We start from the raw sequence: 16,342 nt of genomic DNA, 5'->3' as shown, positions 1-16,342 counted from the left end.
GTTTTTTGTATTCTATTGCGTGGAAACAAGAGAAATACTAAAAAACAAGGATCTCTTCAAGTAAAAAATTAGTTATTTCAGGATGTTTGTTCTAATTTTGAAAGCAAAATAAACTCCGAAAGTCGAGCTATTAATGAAAAAAATTTTTTTGCTTTTTTTGCTTTTTCAATCTCAATACTTTTTTCTTTTTCAGACATAATAACTCCAGGGCATTAGATTTTAGAAATTTATTTTATGTAACTATTTGAGAGTTAACCAGAAAATCTTTTTAGTAACAAATAATCCAAAGCCATAGCCTTCGCATACTTATCCCTAATCTCTGGATCAACTTTTTCTGCAATCGGTAGAAACTCTTTTTCGAACTGCTTATCTGCCTGATCAATAACCTGAGAGTTAACATCGACTCTGTTAAATGTATCAATAGATTTATTGAGTATTCGCTGATAATTCGCAATTTTTATTCTTAAAGTAGGATCAATCTGAAATAATTTTTGATACGTCTTTGCAAAATCCTCTTCAAGTGCAGTTCTTTTTTGCAACAATTCTAAAAAACTGCATTCTGAATATTCTTTTATGTATTTATTTCCTGACTCTTCAAGATCAACGCGCCAGTCTCGGTCTTGGCATGAAGATTTCAAAGGGAAAAAAATAAGTACAAAAAAAGAACAAAAAATTATAAAATATATTTTTGAACGTATCATGATTCAGCTTTTTATAAGATTTAAGGGGGCAGTCCAAGGAATTGATCTCATCGCTACCCAAATTACATAGCGAGTAAAAGCAGAACGACTCAAACACGGGCCAAAAAAAATTTTCAGTATTATACGCGAAACAGTTTGTTTTGCAAGACAGAAAACACGGATAGTCCAAAGGTAGGGTTTTTCATGGTTCATATGGGGGTTTTTTCGATTTTATACTTATACAGAAATCATTTTTTTTCTGACAGTGATTTTTATAAACAGTTGTTTTATATAATTTAAAAATCAAAAACAGCCGATAGCACATATTGATTCTCGGATATAAGGGGAGGAATTTTATGGTAGGGTTAGTTTCTTAAAAAGGTAGGGTCTCTATCCAGATTGGACAATTATCAGGTTGCCATTTTTTTTAATCTACACCATCTGTTTATACATTAACTATACAGAATAATATATTTTTTATAAAATTATAACTTTTAAAAAAATTCAATGTTTCTGTTGCAAAGCATCCCGAATATTTTGTTTCATATTTGTATGACAATATGCCGAATCCTAACCGGTTGATTAAAAGGTTTTTTTACCTTAAACAGCCAAATCACGATTTTTAGTATCGGCTTTAGGCAACGATATGATTACAAAATCATCTTACACTTGGAGCCGTCGGCCTTCATTTCATTTTTTTAAGGAGAATTTGTATGCGTAGTTTCAAATCGGTACTTGTTCTGGTTTTGGCATCTTTCATCATCAGCGGATGTGCTTCGAGTGTTAAACGCAAGGATCTATCCAGCCCGGCCACTCCCGCCACATTTATCACACAGGATCAGCCGGCAGGAAAAATTGCTATCACACTCACTCCCGAGGCCAAAAAGGATCTCGCCGACAATATCAAGTTTGACCAGGATGAATTCAAGGACAAGGTGGTAAAGTCATTGACCGCACGATCTTTGTTGAACGAGTCCCTAGAAGGGACGGAATCCCCGACAATCGAAATTGAAGTTGAAGATATCCGCGTACGCTCAACCCTCACAGCTGCCATGTTTGGTTTTATGGCAGGCAATGATTCCCTCACCGGTCGTGTCATGATAAAAGACCCCTCCGGGAAAATACTCGATGAATTCACAATATCTGCATCATATGCTCTTGGGGGAGCTATCGGAGGACAGGACTCTGTTAGATTGGACTGGCTTTATGAAGAATTTGCCGAGGAGATGGCTGACGAACTGACTCATTCATAATCAGATCTATCCATATATTACTTGAAAATAGTATTCAAAGGATGCTTGTTTTTTTCAGGCATCCTTTTTTTTCGACTATAAATCGATGATTCGTATATTGCATTACTTATACATTCAAAAATCTTGCACGCTTGAAATGAGAAAAAAACTTTTTTGTCATACAAATCTGTTTAATTGTGGCCTGGATCTTTTTTGGGTCTGGATGTAAAAAAAATTATCTAATAAAATCAATATTAAAAAAATTTGAAGACTTTTTCTATATCCGAGTATTTACTATGATCTTGAAAAGGGATACTTCCGGGACCCAGTTGCATACTACGTTGGGTGACAGACATACGGCTGGCAAAAAAGGCCGAGATCGATATCAAGAGGAGAGATGAACGGATCACTGTATAACGGGGAGCTTGTCGCAGGGGGGCTTCTTGTCCGCGAAAGCAGACTGGTAGCGGATCTTATGCGAAAGGGGATGGGAAAAAAAGATTTTCTCGATGCAATCGTGCAGGATAACATTCTTCAGAAGCGATCACCGGCTGCGGCCCGGCGACAGGCTACGCTTATCTGGAAACGTTTTTCCATGCTCGATCCGGCCTTTCTTCCAATCATTGCCGATGGTCCACACGATCAAACCTGTCAGGCCGTTTTTTGTGCGGCCATCAAACACAATCATCTTGTCGGCGATTTCATCCTCAAGGTTGTCGGTGAACACAAGAGAACCTTTAAGGGACGCCTCCACATTCTCGACTGGGACCGCTTTTTTGAAGACTGCAGCCATATCGAACCAAGACTGGCTCTTTGGTCCGATTCCACAAAGGCCAAGATCAGGCAGGTTGTCTTTCGCATCCTCTCAGAAGCTGCGGTCATCGATTCGGCCCGGTCCAAGACCATCATGCCTTTTTATCTCACGCCCGAAGTGGAGGCCATGCTCCGATCAACACACGAGCAGTACGTGCTTAAGTGCCTGGAGGCCATACAATGACAGATGACTTCACCGCCCATCTCAACAAAATTACGGATCGCCTCTTGTCTGAGGAACTTCTCAGCAACGCCGGGCTGGGTAACGAGATCGGCTTCTACATTTTTGACTACCCGCCGGAGAAGGAATTGCTTGTCAGAGACTACATCGAGACGGTCAAAGGGCAGCTCCACAAACGCAAACCCGATCTTCGGTTCACCCATGTCAACCTGTTCGAGCTTATCGTAGGATATCTTGAAAACCGAAAAATCCTCGATCAGGCCTTCAAGCTTCAAAAAACCAAAGGGAATGAAGAATTGCTCAAGGCTCTCAAAGGTCCACTCCACCCCCAAAAAATCGCCAACCATTTCGTTCAGATAACCCAGCCTGAAGAACAGGACCTGGTCCTCATGAGCGGCGTGGGCAATGCCTGGCCACTTTTGCGGGGACATAACCTCCTCAATTGCCTGCACCCTCTCATGGAAGACACTCCTTTGGTCATGTTCTATCCCGGCCATTTTACCGGACAGGGACTGCGCCTCTTCAGCAGGCTCAAGGAAAGCAACTATTATCGGGCTTTTTCGTTGGTCTCGTAAAAGCAGGTAGAAGGATAAGCGGAAGGAACTACCCAAGGCCTTGCCTTCAGCCTAAACCCCTTCAGCCTTCAGTCTACTCCTACAAACCCTCAACCCCCACAAGCCATGCTCATCAAGGATCTGTTCAACAAAAATCTTTCCCGGCCCATCAACGGGGTAGTCAAGGCGGAACAGCAGGAAGATTCCATCGTCTGGCAGGAGTTGGAGGAGTACGTCCTGACCAGAGAATTGGACCAGCATTTCCGGACCTTCTTCGATACCTATGTGAATGCCCTGCAAAATCCGGATAATCCGAACATCACCGACCGCATGGGCGTTTGGATTTCCGGTTTTTTCGGTTCCGGTAAATCACATTTCATCAAAATTTTATCCTATCTGCTCAACAACAGGAACGCCAACGATCCCCAAACAGGATTGAACAAGCGGGCCATCGAATTTTTCACGTCCAAAATCCAAGATCCCCTTCTCATGGCCAATATCAAAAAGGCCACGGGATCGAGTACGGATGTGGTTCTCTTCAATATCGACAGCCGTGCCGACTCCAATGATGGACGTGGGACCATTCTGTCTGTGTTCTGGCGGGTTTTCAACGAAATGCAGGGCTTCTGCGGCGATTCGCCCCATATCGCAGACATGGAACGCCACCTGACCGAGCAAGGTAGGTATGAACAATTCTGCATGGATTACGAGCAGGCCACCGGCAATTCATGGCTCGATGACCGGGATACCTTTTATTTCCACCAGGATGAAATCGTCGAGGCCCTGTCACGGGCACTGGGTCAGACCAGGGAGTCGGCCAAGGAGTGGTTCGACCGGGCCGAAACAAGCCTGTCCATGACCATTGAAAACTTTGCCAAGCGGGTCAAAAAATATCTGGACGCGCGGGGCAAGGATCATCGCATTGTTTTTCTGGTGGACGAGGCCGGTCAGTTCATCGGTGATGACGGCCATCTTATGCTCAACCTGCAGACCATCACCGAAGATCTCGGCCGCGTCTGCCAGGGACGGGCCTGGGTGATCGTCACTTCGCAGGAGGACATCGACGCCGTGCTCGGCGATCTCAAATCCAGCAAGGCCAATGACTACTCCAAGATCCAGGGAAGATTCTCCACTCGCATGTCCCTGTCCAGCTCCAATACCGACGAGGTCATTCAGGTCAGATTGCTGGAAAAATCCATCGCAGCCTGCTCAGATCTGGAACATCTTTTCGAAGGAAAAGGCGACATCCTCAAGAGCCAGATCAGTTTCACCCACGACAGCGCCACCCTATCCACCTACCAGAACAGTGCCGACTTTGTCCGGACCTATCCGTTCGCGCCATACCATTTCCAGTTGGTTCAGAAGATCTTCGAGTCCATCCGCAAGGCAGGAGCAACGGGAATGCATCTAAGCCGAGGGGAACGGTCCATGCTCGATGCCTTCCAGTCGGCCGCAAAGAACATCTCTCAAAAAGAAGTCGGTGCTCTGGTCCCCCTGTATGAATTTTACCCGGCCATTGAAAGCTTTCTGGACACCTCGGTGAAGATGACCATCGACCAGGCCAAGGACAATCCAGGTCTCGACGCGCCATTTGACTGTTATCTCCTCCAAACCCTCTTCCTGATCCGGTACGTGGATATCATCAAGCCCAACGCGGACAACCTGGTGACTCTTTTCATCGATCAGGTGGACATGGACCGGCTCGCCCTCAAAAAAACCATCGAGGCCGGTCTCCAGCGCCTGGAAAAACAGACCCTCATTAGCCGCAACGGTGACCGCTATTATTTTTTGACCAACGAAGAACGTGACGTGGGGCAGGAAATCAAACGAATGGCCGTTTCCGATACCGAAGAAAACGCGCTGCTCTCGGAACTCATTTTTTCGGAAATTTTCAAAAATAGAAACAAATTCAAATACAAACCCTACAAGCGCGACTACGGGTTCGGCAGAATTTTGGACAACCGCCCCTATGGAAGTAAAATCGATCACGAAATTGCCATCGAATTCATCACACCGCTGAATCCCGAATACGGTCTTTTCAACTCCATGAAATGTGTTCTCTATTCCGGAGAGCACCCGGGCCGCGCCCTGTATCGACTTCCCGACGAAGAGGGCAAAATTCTCCAAAAAGAAGTTCAGACCCACATCCAAACCGACAAGTATATCCGACAAAAAAGCGATGCCTCGGCTTCATCCAGCTTCAAAAAAATCCTGCGGGACCGGCAGGAAGAAAACAGGGACCGGACAACCCGGCTGACAGCAATGCTGGAAAAACTGATCCTTGAATCATCGGTTCATGCCATGGGCCAGACCATCACTCCCAAGGCACCTTCGGCCTCGGCAGGGCTGGATCAGGTCTTCGAGTACATTGTTACCAACATGTACATCAAATTCGAGTACCTGCAACGGCTTCACAGCGATCCAGGCAACGAGATCAAGGCGGTCCTTCTCTCCTCTGATGCCAGCCTGCCCAAACTCAAGATGGATCTTCCCAAAATCAATGGTCAGGCCATCAAGGAGATTCAGGAATACATGAACCTCCTCACGGACCAGAACCGCCCCGTGCTTTTGCACGAACTGGTAGCCCATTTCGCTGCCAAACCCTACGGCTGGCCCGAATGGGAGATCATCCTGCTGGTGGCCCGTATTTTCATGGCCGGAGAAATCAATCTGCTGACCAACGGCTCACCCCTGGAACCCCGCGAAGCCGTCGGTCCTATGCTCAAGGCCGGCCAGTGGAAAACCATCAAGATCATCAAACGCAAGCTGCCAACACGGGAAGAGACCGACAAAGCCCGAAAATTATGCCAGGAAGCCTTTGGCAAGATCGGTCCCGAAGATCTCGTGGATCTGGTCAAGACGATTCGCGCGAACCTGAACTTATGGGACGCTGATCTGACCCGGTATCGGCAATTGGCCCAGACCGGTGACTATCCTGGCTCCCAGGAAATCGAAAGAGGGGTAAAAATCACCTCGAGTCTGTTGCCCATCCGGGACACTTTCGCCTTTATCCAGGCCCTGAACAAAAAAACGGATGAGATCCTGGAAGCCTCCGAGGATCTCCACGACCTCCGAGGATTTTATGAAAACCAGTTTTCCACCTGGGAAAGTCTCAGGGATGCGCTGCGAACCTTTACGACCAACAAAACCGCGCTGAACAAAAATCCCGAAGGCAAAGCCGCACTGGCACGTTTGGAGGCAATCCGGAAGAATCCCGCCCCCTACGGTATGATCAAGGACGTGAATCCCCTTGTGACAAAGCTCAGTGAGATCAACGAGCTCATGCTCGCCCAGGCCCGGGAAAAGGGGCTGATGAGCATCGAATCAAAAATCAAAGCTCTCACGAATGAATTGGACAAGATCGGCCCTTCCTCGGATGTCCGCAACCGGATTCTTTATCCCCTGCAGCAGATCAAGCTGCGCATAAGCGAGGAATCCTCCATTCCAAATATCAGCTATCGGCTTGCGGAATTTGACGAGGCCATGGCGGAAACCTGGGAGGCCATGGAAAGAGAGAAACACAAGGATGATTCCAAACCACCCCCGCAGAAAAAGACCAAGCCCGTCACACTCTCCTCGGTGGTGACAAAAAATGTCCTGGAAACCCCCGAGGATGTGGAAATCTTTGTAGCTCAGTTGAAACAGAAACTGTTGCAGGAATTGAAGGAAGGGGTTCGCTTACGCTTGCAGTAGGGAAAGGCGGGCGGAAGAAAAAAATAGGCGGAAGACTGAAGCAAAGGACAGGCGGAAGGACCAACCCCAAGCAGTGCCTTCTGCCTATACCCCGAGCGTCTATGCTCCCTGCAACATCATACAAAATATCAGAACATCATTCATCCGACAGGCACTCCCATGAACAAATCCATCCTCAAATCCTATGCCCCGAGCGCTCGGAAGGAATTCATTCAGGTCATCTCCGACCGCGCCAAGGCTCTTGGACTTTCCGAAGATCGTATCGAACCGGTCGAAATAAAAGGGGACCTGGCCTTTATTGCAGGGACGCCGTTCCCCAAGGACATTGCAACGCACCGCAAGAATCTTGAAGAGCGTATCCGTGTCAGGGGATTCTCCCAGCTCATGGAGGAAATCGCCTATACCTGGTTCAATCGGCTGTGTGCCCTCCGGTACATGGAACTTCACGACTATCTTGGCCATGGCTACCGGGTTTTGAGCAATCCCAACGGATCGGATATCCCGGAGATTCTGGAAAAGGCCTCCAGCGTGGACCTGCCAGGACTGGACCGGGACAAGGTTGTGGAATTGCGCTTGGCCGGGGACAAGGATGCCGAGTTGTACCGGATGCTTCTGGTCACACAATGCAATGCCCTGAACAAGGTCATGCCTGCCCTGTTTGAATGGGTAAACGATGCCACGGAGCTGCTCCTGCCGGACAATCTTCTGCAGACCGACTCGCCTATCCGCAAGCTGGTGAACACGATTCCCGAAGAGGACTGGCAGGAAATCGAAATCGTGGGCTGGCTCTATCAATTTTATATCTCGGAAAAAAAGGATCAGGTCATCGGCAATGTGGTCAAAGACGAGGATATTCCCGCCGCCACCCAGCTGTTCACCCCCAACTGGATCGTCAAGTATATGGTCCAGAACACCCTGGGCCGCAAATGGCTCATGACCTATCCGGACTCTCCCCTTGCCGAACAGATGGAGTATTATATCGGACCGGGAGAGCAGCCCCAAGGGGTCATGGACGCCCTGCAAGAGATCACTCCAACGGAACTCAATCCGGAAGAATTGACCTTCATGGACCCTGCATGCGGCTCCGGTCATATCCTGGCCGAGGCCTATGACCTGTTCAACGCCATTTACAGGGAACTGGGCTACCGCCCTCGGGAGATCCCCAGGCTGATTCTTGAAAACAATCTCTTTGGTTTTGATATCGACGACCGCGCCGCCCAGATGGCCCGTTTCACCCTGCTCATGAAGGCCAGAGGTGATGACCGTCGCATTCTCGATCCCGAAAAACCGGTCAACCTCAATGTCATGGCCTTTCAGGAAAGCAAGGATCTGGACTTCGAAAAAACAGCGTCCCGGCTCCTGAATAAGCAGGTCATCGATCTGGGCGGCAAACGGGAACGTCAGCTTTTTTTCATGAACCCCAAGGAAACCCAGGCCCCACTCAGAACCACGGTGGAACCCAAAGTCTCACGAGAAGACCTGGCAAGGCTTCTGAATCTCTTCTATGACGCCAAGACCTTTGGTTCCCTGCTGCGCGTCCCGGAATCCATCTCTGACAAGCTGAAGAAATTTACCGAAACCCTGGAATCCGCCAGGAAAAGGGACGATGAACACCGATTCCTGGCAAAACGCGTGGAAGCATTTGTCCAACAGGCCGAGATGCTGGGACGTAAGTACGACTGTGTCGTGGCCAACCCGCCGTACATGGGGAGCAAGGGGCAGAACAAGGCGATCAAAAAGTTTCTCAAAGACAATTATCCGGATACCAAGGCAGACCTGTTTGCCGCTTTTATAGTGCGTGATTTGGAAATGAGCACCATGGGCGGCCAACTTGGATTCATGTCCCCTTTTGTCTGGATGTTCATTTCTTCGTACGAAAAGCTTCGTAGTTTCCTGATTGAACAAAAAACGATCACCTCGTTGATCCAGCTTGAATATTCCGGCTTTGAAGGGGCTACTGTACCGATTTGCACCTTTACGCTGGAAAATACCCATAACCCTGAGTACAAAGGCGGATATGTCCGTCTTTCCGACTTCAGAGGCGCAGCCGTTCAGGGCCCCAAAGCGCTGGAGATCATCCAGGCAGCCAAAACCGCTGCCAAATGACCCTGGTTTTCCCCGGGAACGCTGAGCGTCTGCTCGGCAACGGACTTGCGCACCATCAACTGGTCATGAAAATGACTCCAACATAGGCGAAACAACCATCCTCAGCTATCCAGGCCCGGATCGCTCGGTTAAACTCGAGGCACTCAGAAAGGGCCGGGCCAATCCTCGCCGCTACCGCAACCGGCGCATCGGTGAGTTTTTAAAAGAATTGAAGATGACCGAAGGAAGAGGAACAGGCATCTCCAAAATCAAACACGCCATGCAGGACAATGGCTCGCCCGAGGCTGAGTTTGAATTTGATGAGGATCATAGATATTTTCAGGTACGGTTGCCGGTGCATGAGGCGGTCAAAGAAAAGGAAGAAAAAAGGGCTCTGGCTGGAGGGGCCCAGTCAGGGGTAGAGTCAGGGGTAGAGTCAGATATGACCCATGCGATCCTGAGGCTACTGAGGTTTTCCCCACTGGCTAAATCAGAAATCGCCCAAAAACTGGGGAAAGATAAGCCAACCCGTTATTTGAATGATCTCATGCGTAAACTGATTGAAATCAGGAAGGTAGAGTATACCATCCCGGACAAACCCAATAGCCGACTACAGAAATATCGGCTAACAGAAAAAGAAAAACTCCTGCTGGCAAAGAAGGATTAAAATCGCCTGACGGAATCGTCTCTGGAGCGAGGCACGGTCAAAGGGTAGAGTCGGGGGATAAGTCGTCACGGCTAGAGTCACGGCTACAGTCCTCCCCTGGGAACGCCGAGCGTCTGCTCGGCAACAGACTCCCGCGCCACCAACGGCTGATGAAAATAACTCCAACATAGGCAACACAACCATTACGCCTTCATCCGTCCGAAAAGAATGCCGAGCAGACGCTCGGCGTTCCCAGGAAAAACAGGCAGAAATACGCCAACCAGGCAAAAGACAATGATCCAGGCACCTCATCCCAACTGGCACAGCAGAGGCTATCTTCCTCACTTTGATTATCCGGGTTTGCTCCAGATGATCACGTATCATCTGGCCGACAGCCTGCCCGCTTCTGCCCTTGCCCGACTCAGAAAAGGGCTGGAGAACATGCCCAAAGAGGCCAGACCGCTCGAGCAGCGTAAACGCATCGAGTCCTGGATCGATGACGGATACGGGTCGTGTGTACTCAAAAAACCAAAAATCTCCGGAATGATCATTGAGAATTGGCAGCATCACGCCGGGCTTCGCTATGATTTGATTGCCTGGACAGTCATGCCCAATCATATACACGTACTCATCCGGGTGTACGAAGGACAGAGTCTGGCTCGAATCGTACAGGGGTGGAAGGGATATTCAGGGAAGAAAATCAGGGAGATGACAACGGGGGTGCAGAGAACCCAATATGCCGAGCAGACGCTCGGCGTTCCCAGGAAAGAAACAATGCCGGTGTGGCATCGAGAGTATTGGGATCGCTTCATCCGGGATGAAAAACATTTTACAAATGTAATCAGATATATAGAGAATAACCCGGTCAAAGCCGGGCTGGTGGGAAAGGCAACGGATTGGCCCTGGAGCAGTACTCTGACAAATGGTCAGCCATGAAAACCTTGCTTTCCAGCTGGATCTTGGCCCCTTAAATAAATTGTGTCTCTCCTTTTCTCCTGGGAACGGCGACCGATCCTATTTACCCGGCCCCATGCAGGCGGTCGACCTACAATGGATTGTGTCTCTCCTGGGAACGCCGACCGTCTGGTCAGCAACGGACTCCCGGTACGGCAACAGCTGATGGAGATGACCGGCACGCAGACAAGGCAAGCTTAAACCCATTGGCCGTTCCCAGGGAAAAACAAATAACCAGCATCCAGCTTGAACAAGCCACAAGATAATCAACCCCGTTGAAGGAAACGATCATGGATAATGAGATGACTGCGAATACTTATATTTCAGCGGATACCAAAAAAAAACGGGCTGAAGATTATTTTTTCCGGGCTTCGGCCGAGGATTTTAAAAAAATTCCTGGGATTCCGATTACATACTGGCTTTCACTGAAAGCATTATCCATCTTTTCAGAAGGAAGCCAATTATCAGACGTATGCACTATTCGAGAAGGGATTAATACTGGTGATAATAACCGTTTTTTAAAAATATGGTACGAAGTAAATTATTCTAAAATATCGATTCCACCATTAACAGATTATGGCAAAAAATGGTTTCCACACAGAAAAGGTGGTAAATTTAGAAAATGGTACGGGAATCAAGAATATATACTTTTATGGGAAAAAAAAGGAAAAGACATTCATCAACACCATAATCTTCCAATAACTTACAATGGAGCACCTCTTAGAGGTAAAGCATTCTTTTTTAAAAAATGCTTGAGTTGGAGCAGGGTAAGTTCAGGAAAATTTGCAATGCGATTTTATCCAGATGGAATGGCTTACGATTCCACATCACCTTCAATTTTTATATCTAAAGATGATTTATTTTTTTTATTAGGATTTTTAAACAGTAGAGTCGTTACTTACTTCATGCATTCAATTAGCCCTACATTGGATTACCGGCTTACAAGTTTGGGAAGAATGCCTATTAACTACTCAAGATTTTTTGGAAAAAAAGAAAACATCAAAGATGTAGTCAAGACAACTTTAGAGTTGGCTACCTTTGACTGGGACTCTTACGAAACGTCTTGGGATTTTACTACCTCTTCCCTACAACCTGCCAACCACAAATGCAATTCTATCCCCACAACCTACGCCACATTACGCCGTCATTGGCGTTCAATAACTCTCCAAACCCAACACCTCGAAGAAGAAAACAACCGCATCTTCATCGAAGCCTACGGCCTCCAAGACGAACTCACCCCCGACGTCCCGCGCCACGAAATCACCCTGACCTGCAACCCCCACTACCGCTACGGTCCTGGCAAAACCCAGGAAGAGTATGATGCCCTTCTTCTGACCGACACCATGAAGGAACTCATCTCCTACGCCATCGGCTGCATGATGGGCCGCTACTCCCTTGACGAACCCGGCCTCATCTACGCTCATTCAGGAAATAAAGATTTCGACTCCACCCGCTACACCACCTTCCCGGCTGATGATGACGGTATTGTCCCGGTCATGGACATGAACTGGTTCGAGGACGATGCTTCCAAGCGGTTCGAGGAATTTCTCAAGCTCGCCTGGAACGAGGAAACCCTGGAAGAAAACCTTAAATTCGTAGCCGATGCCCTGTCCCCCAAACGGGGTGAGGAGCCCAGAGAAACCATCCGGCGATTCATCAGCACCAGTTTTTTCAAGGACCACCATCTCAAGATCTACAAAAAACGCCCCATCTACTGGCTCTTTTCCTCGGGCAAGAACAAGGCCTTTGAATGCCTGGTCTATCTGCACCGGTACAACGAAAACACCCTCTCCCGCATGCGGGCCATGTACGTCACCCCCTTGCAAGGCAAATACGCCACCCTCATCCAATACCTGCAAGAGGAAAAGGAAAAGGCCTCATCCGCCAGCGCATCCAAAAAGTTCCAGAAACAACTGACCACCATGCTCAAAAAGCAGGAAGAACTCCGATCCTTTGACGAACTCCTGCGCCACTACGCCGACCAACGCATCACCCTGGATCTGGATGACGGGGTAAAGGTGAATTATGGAAAGTTCGGGAAACTGCTGGCCGAGGTGAAGGACGTTACGGGGAAGCAGGCGGAGTAACTTCGGAGGGATGATGTTTCTCAAAGATGATTACCTTGCATTACAAGATCTTTTCTATGAAAAACGCCATGAAATTAGTTTGGAATTACCTTTGATTGACATCTCGAAAGGTAAATGGGAAAATAATAATAATAATAATACTGAGTGGATAAAAGCATGCACCATTCAGCACGAATCGATAAGAATAATTTCGGGGGAAATTAACTTATTTCGTGAAAATCTCAGAACGTGCACGGCATGGAATTCAATTATGAACTCTTTAGAACAAAAAGAGCGAGTTGACTTACTGTATTTGATAGCACGTAATGACATCAAAAGCATGATGCTCGCACCTTATGAGATAAAACAACGATTTGCATTTTACTTAAGCTATCTGCTCCATCTAACAAGACTGATTTCTGATCCTGGCTGGGAAGAACGCTGCTTTCCTGACGATGAATATAAAATCAGCATAAAAACAATCAATCAATTCAAAAAATGGCAAGAAATTGATTTAAATCTATTTTTGGAATGTTTAGACAACATTGACTCAAAAGATTTCAACCAAAAAGTTATAAATTACAGAAGACAATTCGAGCATAGAATACCATCTGAAATAGAAGTTGGTGTATCTCAAATACTGAAAAGAAAATGTAAAGATGGAAAGTTTTGTTACGTATTCGGTGGTACAAAGCCATTACGTTTTTCAATCGCGCTAACAGAATCAATCAATCAGCACGGCCATATAATTAGAGCATACAAATCAATGCTAGATATACTCGATGAACTATCAACTATCTGGAAATCTTATCAATAACGAACATAAAATATGGCACACCGTTTTTTTGCAGCGACAAAATTCAATAGCAATTTATTCACTGGAGCTTTGACTCAATGAGTGTTGAAGGCCAAACTTTTGACATTAAATCCATCCGATCGGTCACAGGAAAAACCGCCGATTTTTCCGAATTATCCAAAGACGGTGTAGCATTTGCCAATGCACAAGGTGGTCGACTGCTGATAGGAATTGAAGATGGAGAAGAACATCCGCCAGATAATCAAATCATTCCCAAGGGCCTTGTTGAAAAAATCGAACGGCGTATTGGAGAATTGACTTCAAATGTCTACCCCGCGGTTCAAAAAAAAATTTCCGAAACGAATCAAGGGGAATACCTCGAAGTAACAATTCCTCGCTCCCACAACCCTGCATCTACAGCCGACGGTAGATTCTATTTGCGGATTGGCGATGAGTCCAGGCCTCTTGTTGGCGAGGAGATTACACGGCTCATTAATGAGCGCAATGCGCAACCGTGGGAAACCATGACAACCCTTGGCATCGGAAGAAGCTCTCATGATCCGTTTAAGCTATCCAAACTCACGGAAGGACTTCGAAAATCAGACCGTGTCAAAGATTTTGTCAAAGAGAAAACGGATCAGGAACTTGTTGATCATTATCATTTGGCAATTGGCGATCTGTTAACAAACTTAGGGATTCTGTGCATTGGTCACTCACATGATAGAGTTCGTTTGGGTACAGCTCCCATAATCCAATTGATCAAATATGACGCAGATAATAACAAGGTCAACAAGATCAGCTGGGATGATCACTGCCTCACTCCAATGGAATTATTGGATGCTGTATGGGACGATACACCAGATTTTCGTGAATTTTATGAACTACCAGAAGGTATGTTCCGACAACAAATTCCTGTATACGATAAGAGAGTCGTACGTGAGCTCCTGGTGAACGCATTAGTTCATCGTCCCTACTCCCAACGAGGAGACATATACATCAATCTGCATCCAGACAGTTTAGAAATCATAAATCCAGGCCTCCTTCCTCTCGGAGTAACTCCTCACAATATCCTGCATCAATCCGTACGCCGCAACAATAGCCTCGCTCGTCTTTTTCATGATCTGAAACTCATGGAGCGTGAAGGAAGTGGTTACGATCTGATTTACGAAGTACTCACGTCACAAGGACGTGGTCTTCCAGTTGTCACAGAAGGTGACGACAGTGTGAAAGTTGTAATCCCTCGACGCATAATAAAAACAGAATTAATTGATTTTCTAGGCAAAATTGATCGGGCTTTTCATCTTTCACAAAAGGAACGTATAGCTTTAGGCATTTTAGTTCAAACAGAAGGGATGACCTCCATACAACTTGCAGACACTCTGGATCTTTCTGATACTTCAGCGATTACACCCTGGATCCAAGGATTGCTTAGATATGATATCATACAGCAAACAGGCAGAACCAAAGGCACTCGCTATTTTGTAAATCCCAAAATGCTCAGAAAGGCCCACTTTCCCACAACCACAACCTTAAGCCGCATCCAACCTCACCGATTACAAGCATTGATTGTTGAGGATCTCCAAAGATATCCCAATTCAGCATTTGGTGAGATTCGAGACCGTCTTGGACATGAAATCACCGAACATCGACTCAGAGGAGCCCTCAAAAAACTTCTTGAAAGTAAAAAAATACAATACAATGGAGAAAAACGGTGGCGTCGATATCGTCTTTCATGATCATCCTATCAAGGCGTTTGATCGATAACCCAAGTGCGTTCTCCTATCTTTCTATCTGGTAAACCAGCCCAAATAACTGTCAAAACATAATTAGAGGTTAATAGGATTGCGAGTAAATCCCAATAACATGTTAATATACAAGCTTTTTCTATTTTGCAAAAAAATGTGAAAAAAATGTGAAAAAAATATTGAATACTCAATAGAAGCGCTCGTCGAACGGACGGTCGGCATTCCCAAACTCGACTTTCAGGCTTAATCACTCAAAAATCATCAAAAATACTATAATATCAATTAATTACGCTTTGGCTTTTTGTAAGACCCCATTTTGTATTTTGTAACCTATGGCAGCGAGGATAGCTGTTTGTTCAGGGTCTGGTTCTTCAAGCATTCTGGCGGGTTTTCTTTTGCCAGTGTGCCAGCATAAGCAGCTATTCAAGTTTCGCATGGACTGCATGGCACTGTCGGGACTGCATACGACTCCTGCACGGTTCAGCCAAAGTGTAGCCAAGCGGAGGTACGTCAGGGCCACTATGCATGAAAATATGTGGCAGCGAATCTTCGAGTCGGTCCAGTGCCACATGGGGCGGAAGTTTCCGAATTCACCAGCTTTTGTCTGCCTGAAGGCATTTTCCACCTGATATCGATCAAGGCTGGCCCTAACGATGTCATCGGTGGATAAATCGTGGTATGATGTCACAATGATATTTTTTCCGAACCTGGCGATGTGTTTGCTTATCCGGTAATGATTTTTACGAAAATACAGCTGGAGTCTTTGGTTCGAGACCCTGAAATCAAGATCATAGAGATCCTTGGGAAGGTAGAGAGAGCCACAGAGTTCTTTGTAGCGTTGCTGGATCAGATGCTTGGAGCCCCATCTTTTTTGCCCGCCGCGCACCTTTGATCTGA

Annotated in this window: 12 protein-coding genes; 10 read left to right on the top strand and 2 right to left on the bottom strand. The window is 46.7% G+C overall.

The features are described from left to right. Positions 1–251: 251 nt before the first annotated feature. Entirely contained in the window at positions 252–701 is a 450-nt protein-coding gene (locus ACTVJH_RS14550) for a hypothetical protein (RefSeq protein ID WP_455992231.1), read from the bottom strand. Positions 702–1,393: 692 nt separating this feature from the next. Here ACTVJH_RS14550 and ACTVJH_RS14545 point away from each other — a divergent pair. The 10 genes from ACTVJH_RS14545 to ACTVJH_RS14500 all read left to right on the top strand — a co-directional run bounded on the left by ACTVJH_RS14545 (position 1,394) and on the right by ACTVJH_RS14500 (position 15,436). Further along, positions 1,394–1,933, top strand: a complete 540-nt coding sequence (locus ACTVJH_RS14545) for a DUF4410 domain-containing protein (RefSeq protein WP_455992229.1) — start codon at positions 1,394–1,396, stop codon at positions 1,931–1,933. A 376-nt stretch (positions 1,934–2,309) separates the two neighbouring features. Continuing rightward, complete coding sequence (locus tag ACTVJH_RS14540) at positions 2,310–2,909, top strand: DUF1819 family protein (RefSeq protein ID WP_455992226.1); 600 nt, start codon at positions 2,310–2,312, stop codon at positions 2,907–2,909. After that, positions 2,906–3,481 carry a DUF1788 domain-containing protein gene (locus tag ACTVJH_RS14535; protein WP_455992223.1) on the top strand — a complete coding sequence of 192 codons (576 nt, stop codon included), beginning with the start codon at positions 2,906–2,908 and terminating at the stop codon, positions 3,479–3,481. Before ACTVJH_RS14540 ends, ACTVJH_RS14535 begins: the two co-directional genes overlap by 4 nt. A gap of 105 nt (positions 3,482–3,586) precedes the next feature. After that, the gene (brxC, locus tag ACTVJH_RS14530) at positions 3,587–7,153 is read left to right on the top strand and encodes a BREX system P-loop protein BrxC (protein WP_455992221.1); all 3,567 of its coding nucleotides are present in this window, start codon (positions 3,587–3,589) and stop codon (positions 7,151–7,153) included. Between the two features lie 159 nt (positions 7,154–7,312). After that, complete coding sequence (gene pglX / locus ACTVJH_RS14525) at positions 7,313–9,259, top strand: BREX-1 system adenine-specific DNA-methyltransferase PglX (protein ID WP_455992218.1); 1,947 nt, start codon at positions 7,313–7,315, stop codon at positions 9,257–9,259. Between the two features lie 82 nt (positions 9,260–9,341). Then, positions 9,342–9,905: an ATP-binding protein gene (locus tag ACTVJH_RS14520; RefSeq protein ID WP_455992233.1), complete on the top strand. Its 564-nt coding sequence runs from the start codon at positions 9,342–9,344 to the stop codon at positions 9,903–9,905. 273 nt (positions 9,906–10,178) lie between these two features. Further along, entirely contained in the window at positions 10,179–10,820 is a 642-nt protein-coding gene (locus tag ACTVJH_RS14515; protein ID WP_455992215.1) for an REP-associated tyrosine transposase, read from the top strand. 308 nt (positions 10,821–11,128) lie between these two features. Then, positions 11,129–12,925 (top strand): BREX-1 system adenine-specific DNA-methyltransferase PglX, encoded by a 1,797-nt coding sequence (gene pglX / locus ACTVJH_RS14510; protein WP_455992213.1) that lies wholly within the window; start codon positions 11,129–11,131, stop codon positions 12,923–12,925. Positions 12,926–12,935: 10 nt separating this feature from the next. Beyond that, entirely contained in the window at positions 12,936–13,721 is a 786-nt protein-coding gene (locus tag ACTVJH_RS14505; RefSeq protein ID WP_455992210.1) for a hypothetical protein, read from the top strand. Between the two features lie 77 nt (positions 13,722–13,798). Beyond that, positions 13,799–15,436, top strand: coding sequence for an ATP-binding protein (locus ACTVJH_RS14500; protein WP_455992207.1), 1,638 nt, complete (start codon positions 13,799–13,801; stop codon positions 15,434–15,436). Positions 15,437–15,731: 295 nt separating this feature from the next. Here ACTVJH_RS14500 and ACTVJH_RS14495 read toward each other — a convergent pair. Further along, on the bottom strand, positions 15,732–16,342 hold a 611-nt coding region (locus ACTVJH_RS14495; protein ID WP_455992205.1), incomplete at its 5' end, for an IS1634 family transposase.

It is taken from the genome of Desulfoplanes sp. PS50, assembly GCF_053851535.1.
This window is presented reverse-complemented; position numbering and strand designations above follow the sequence as displayed.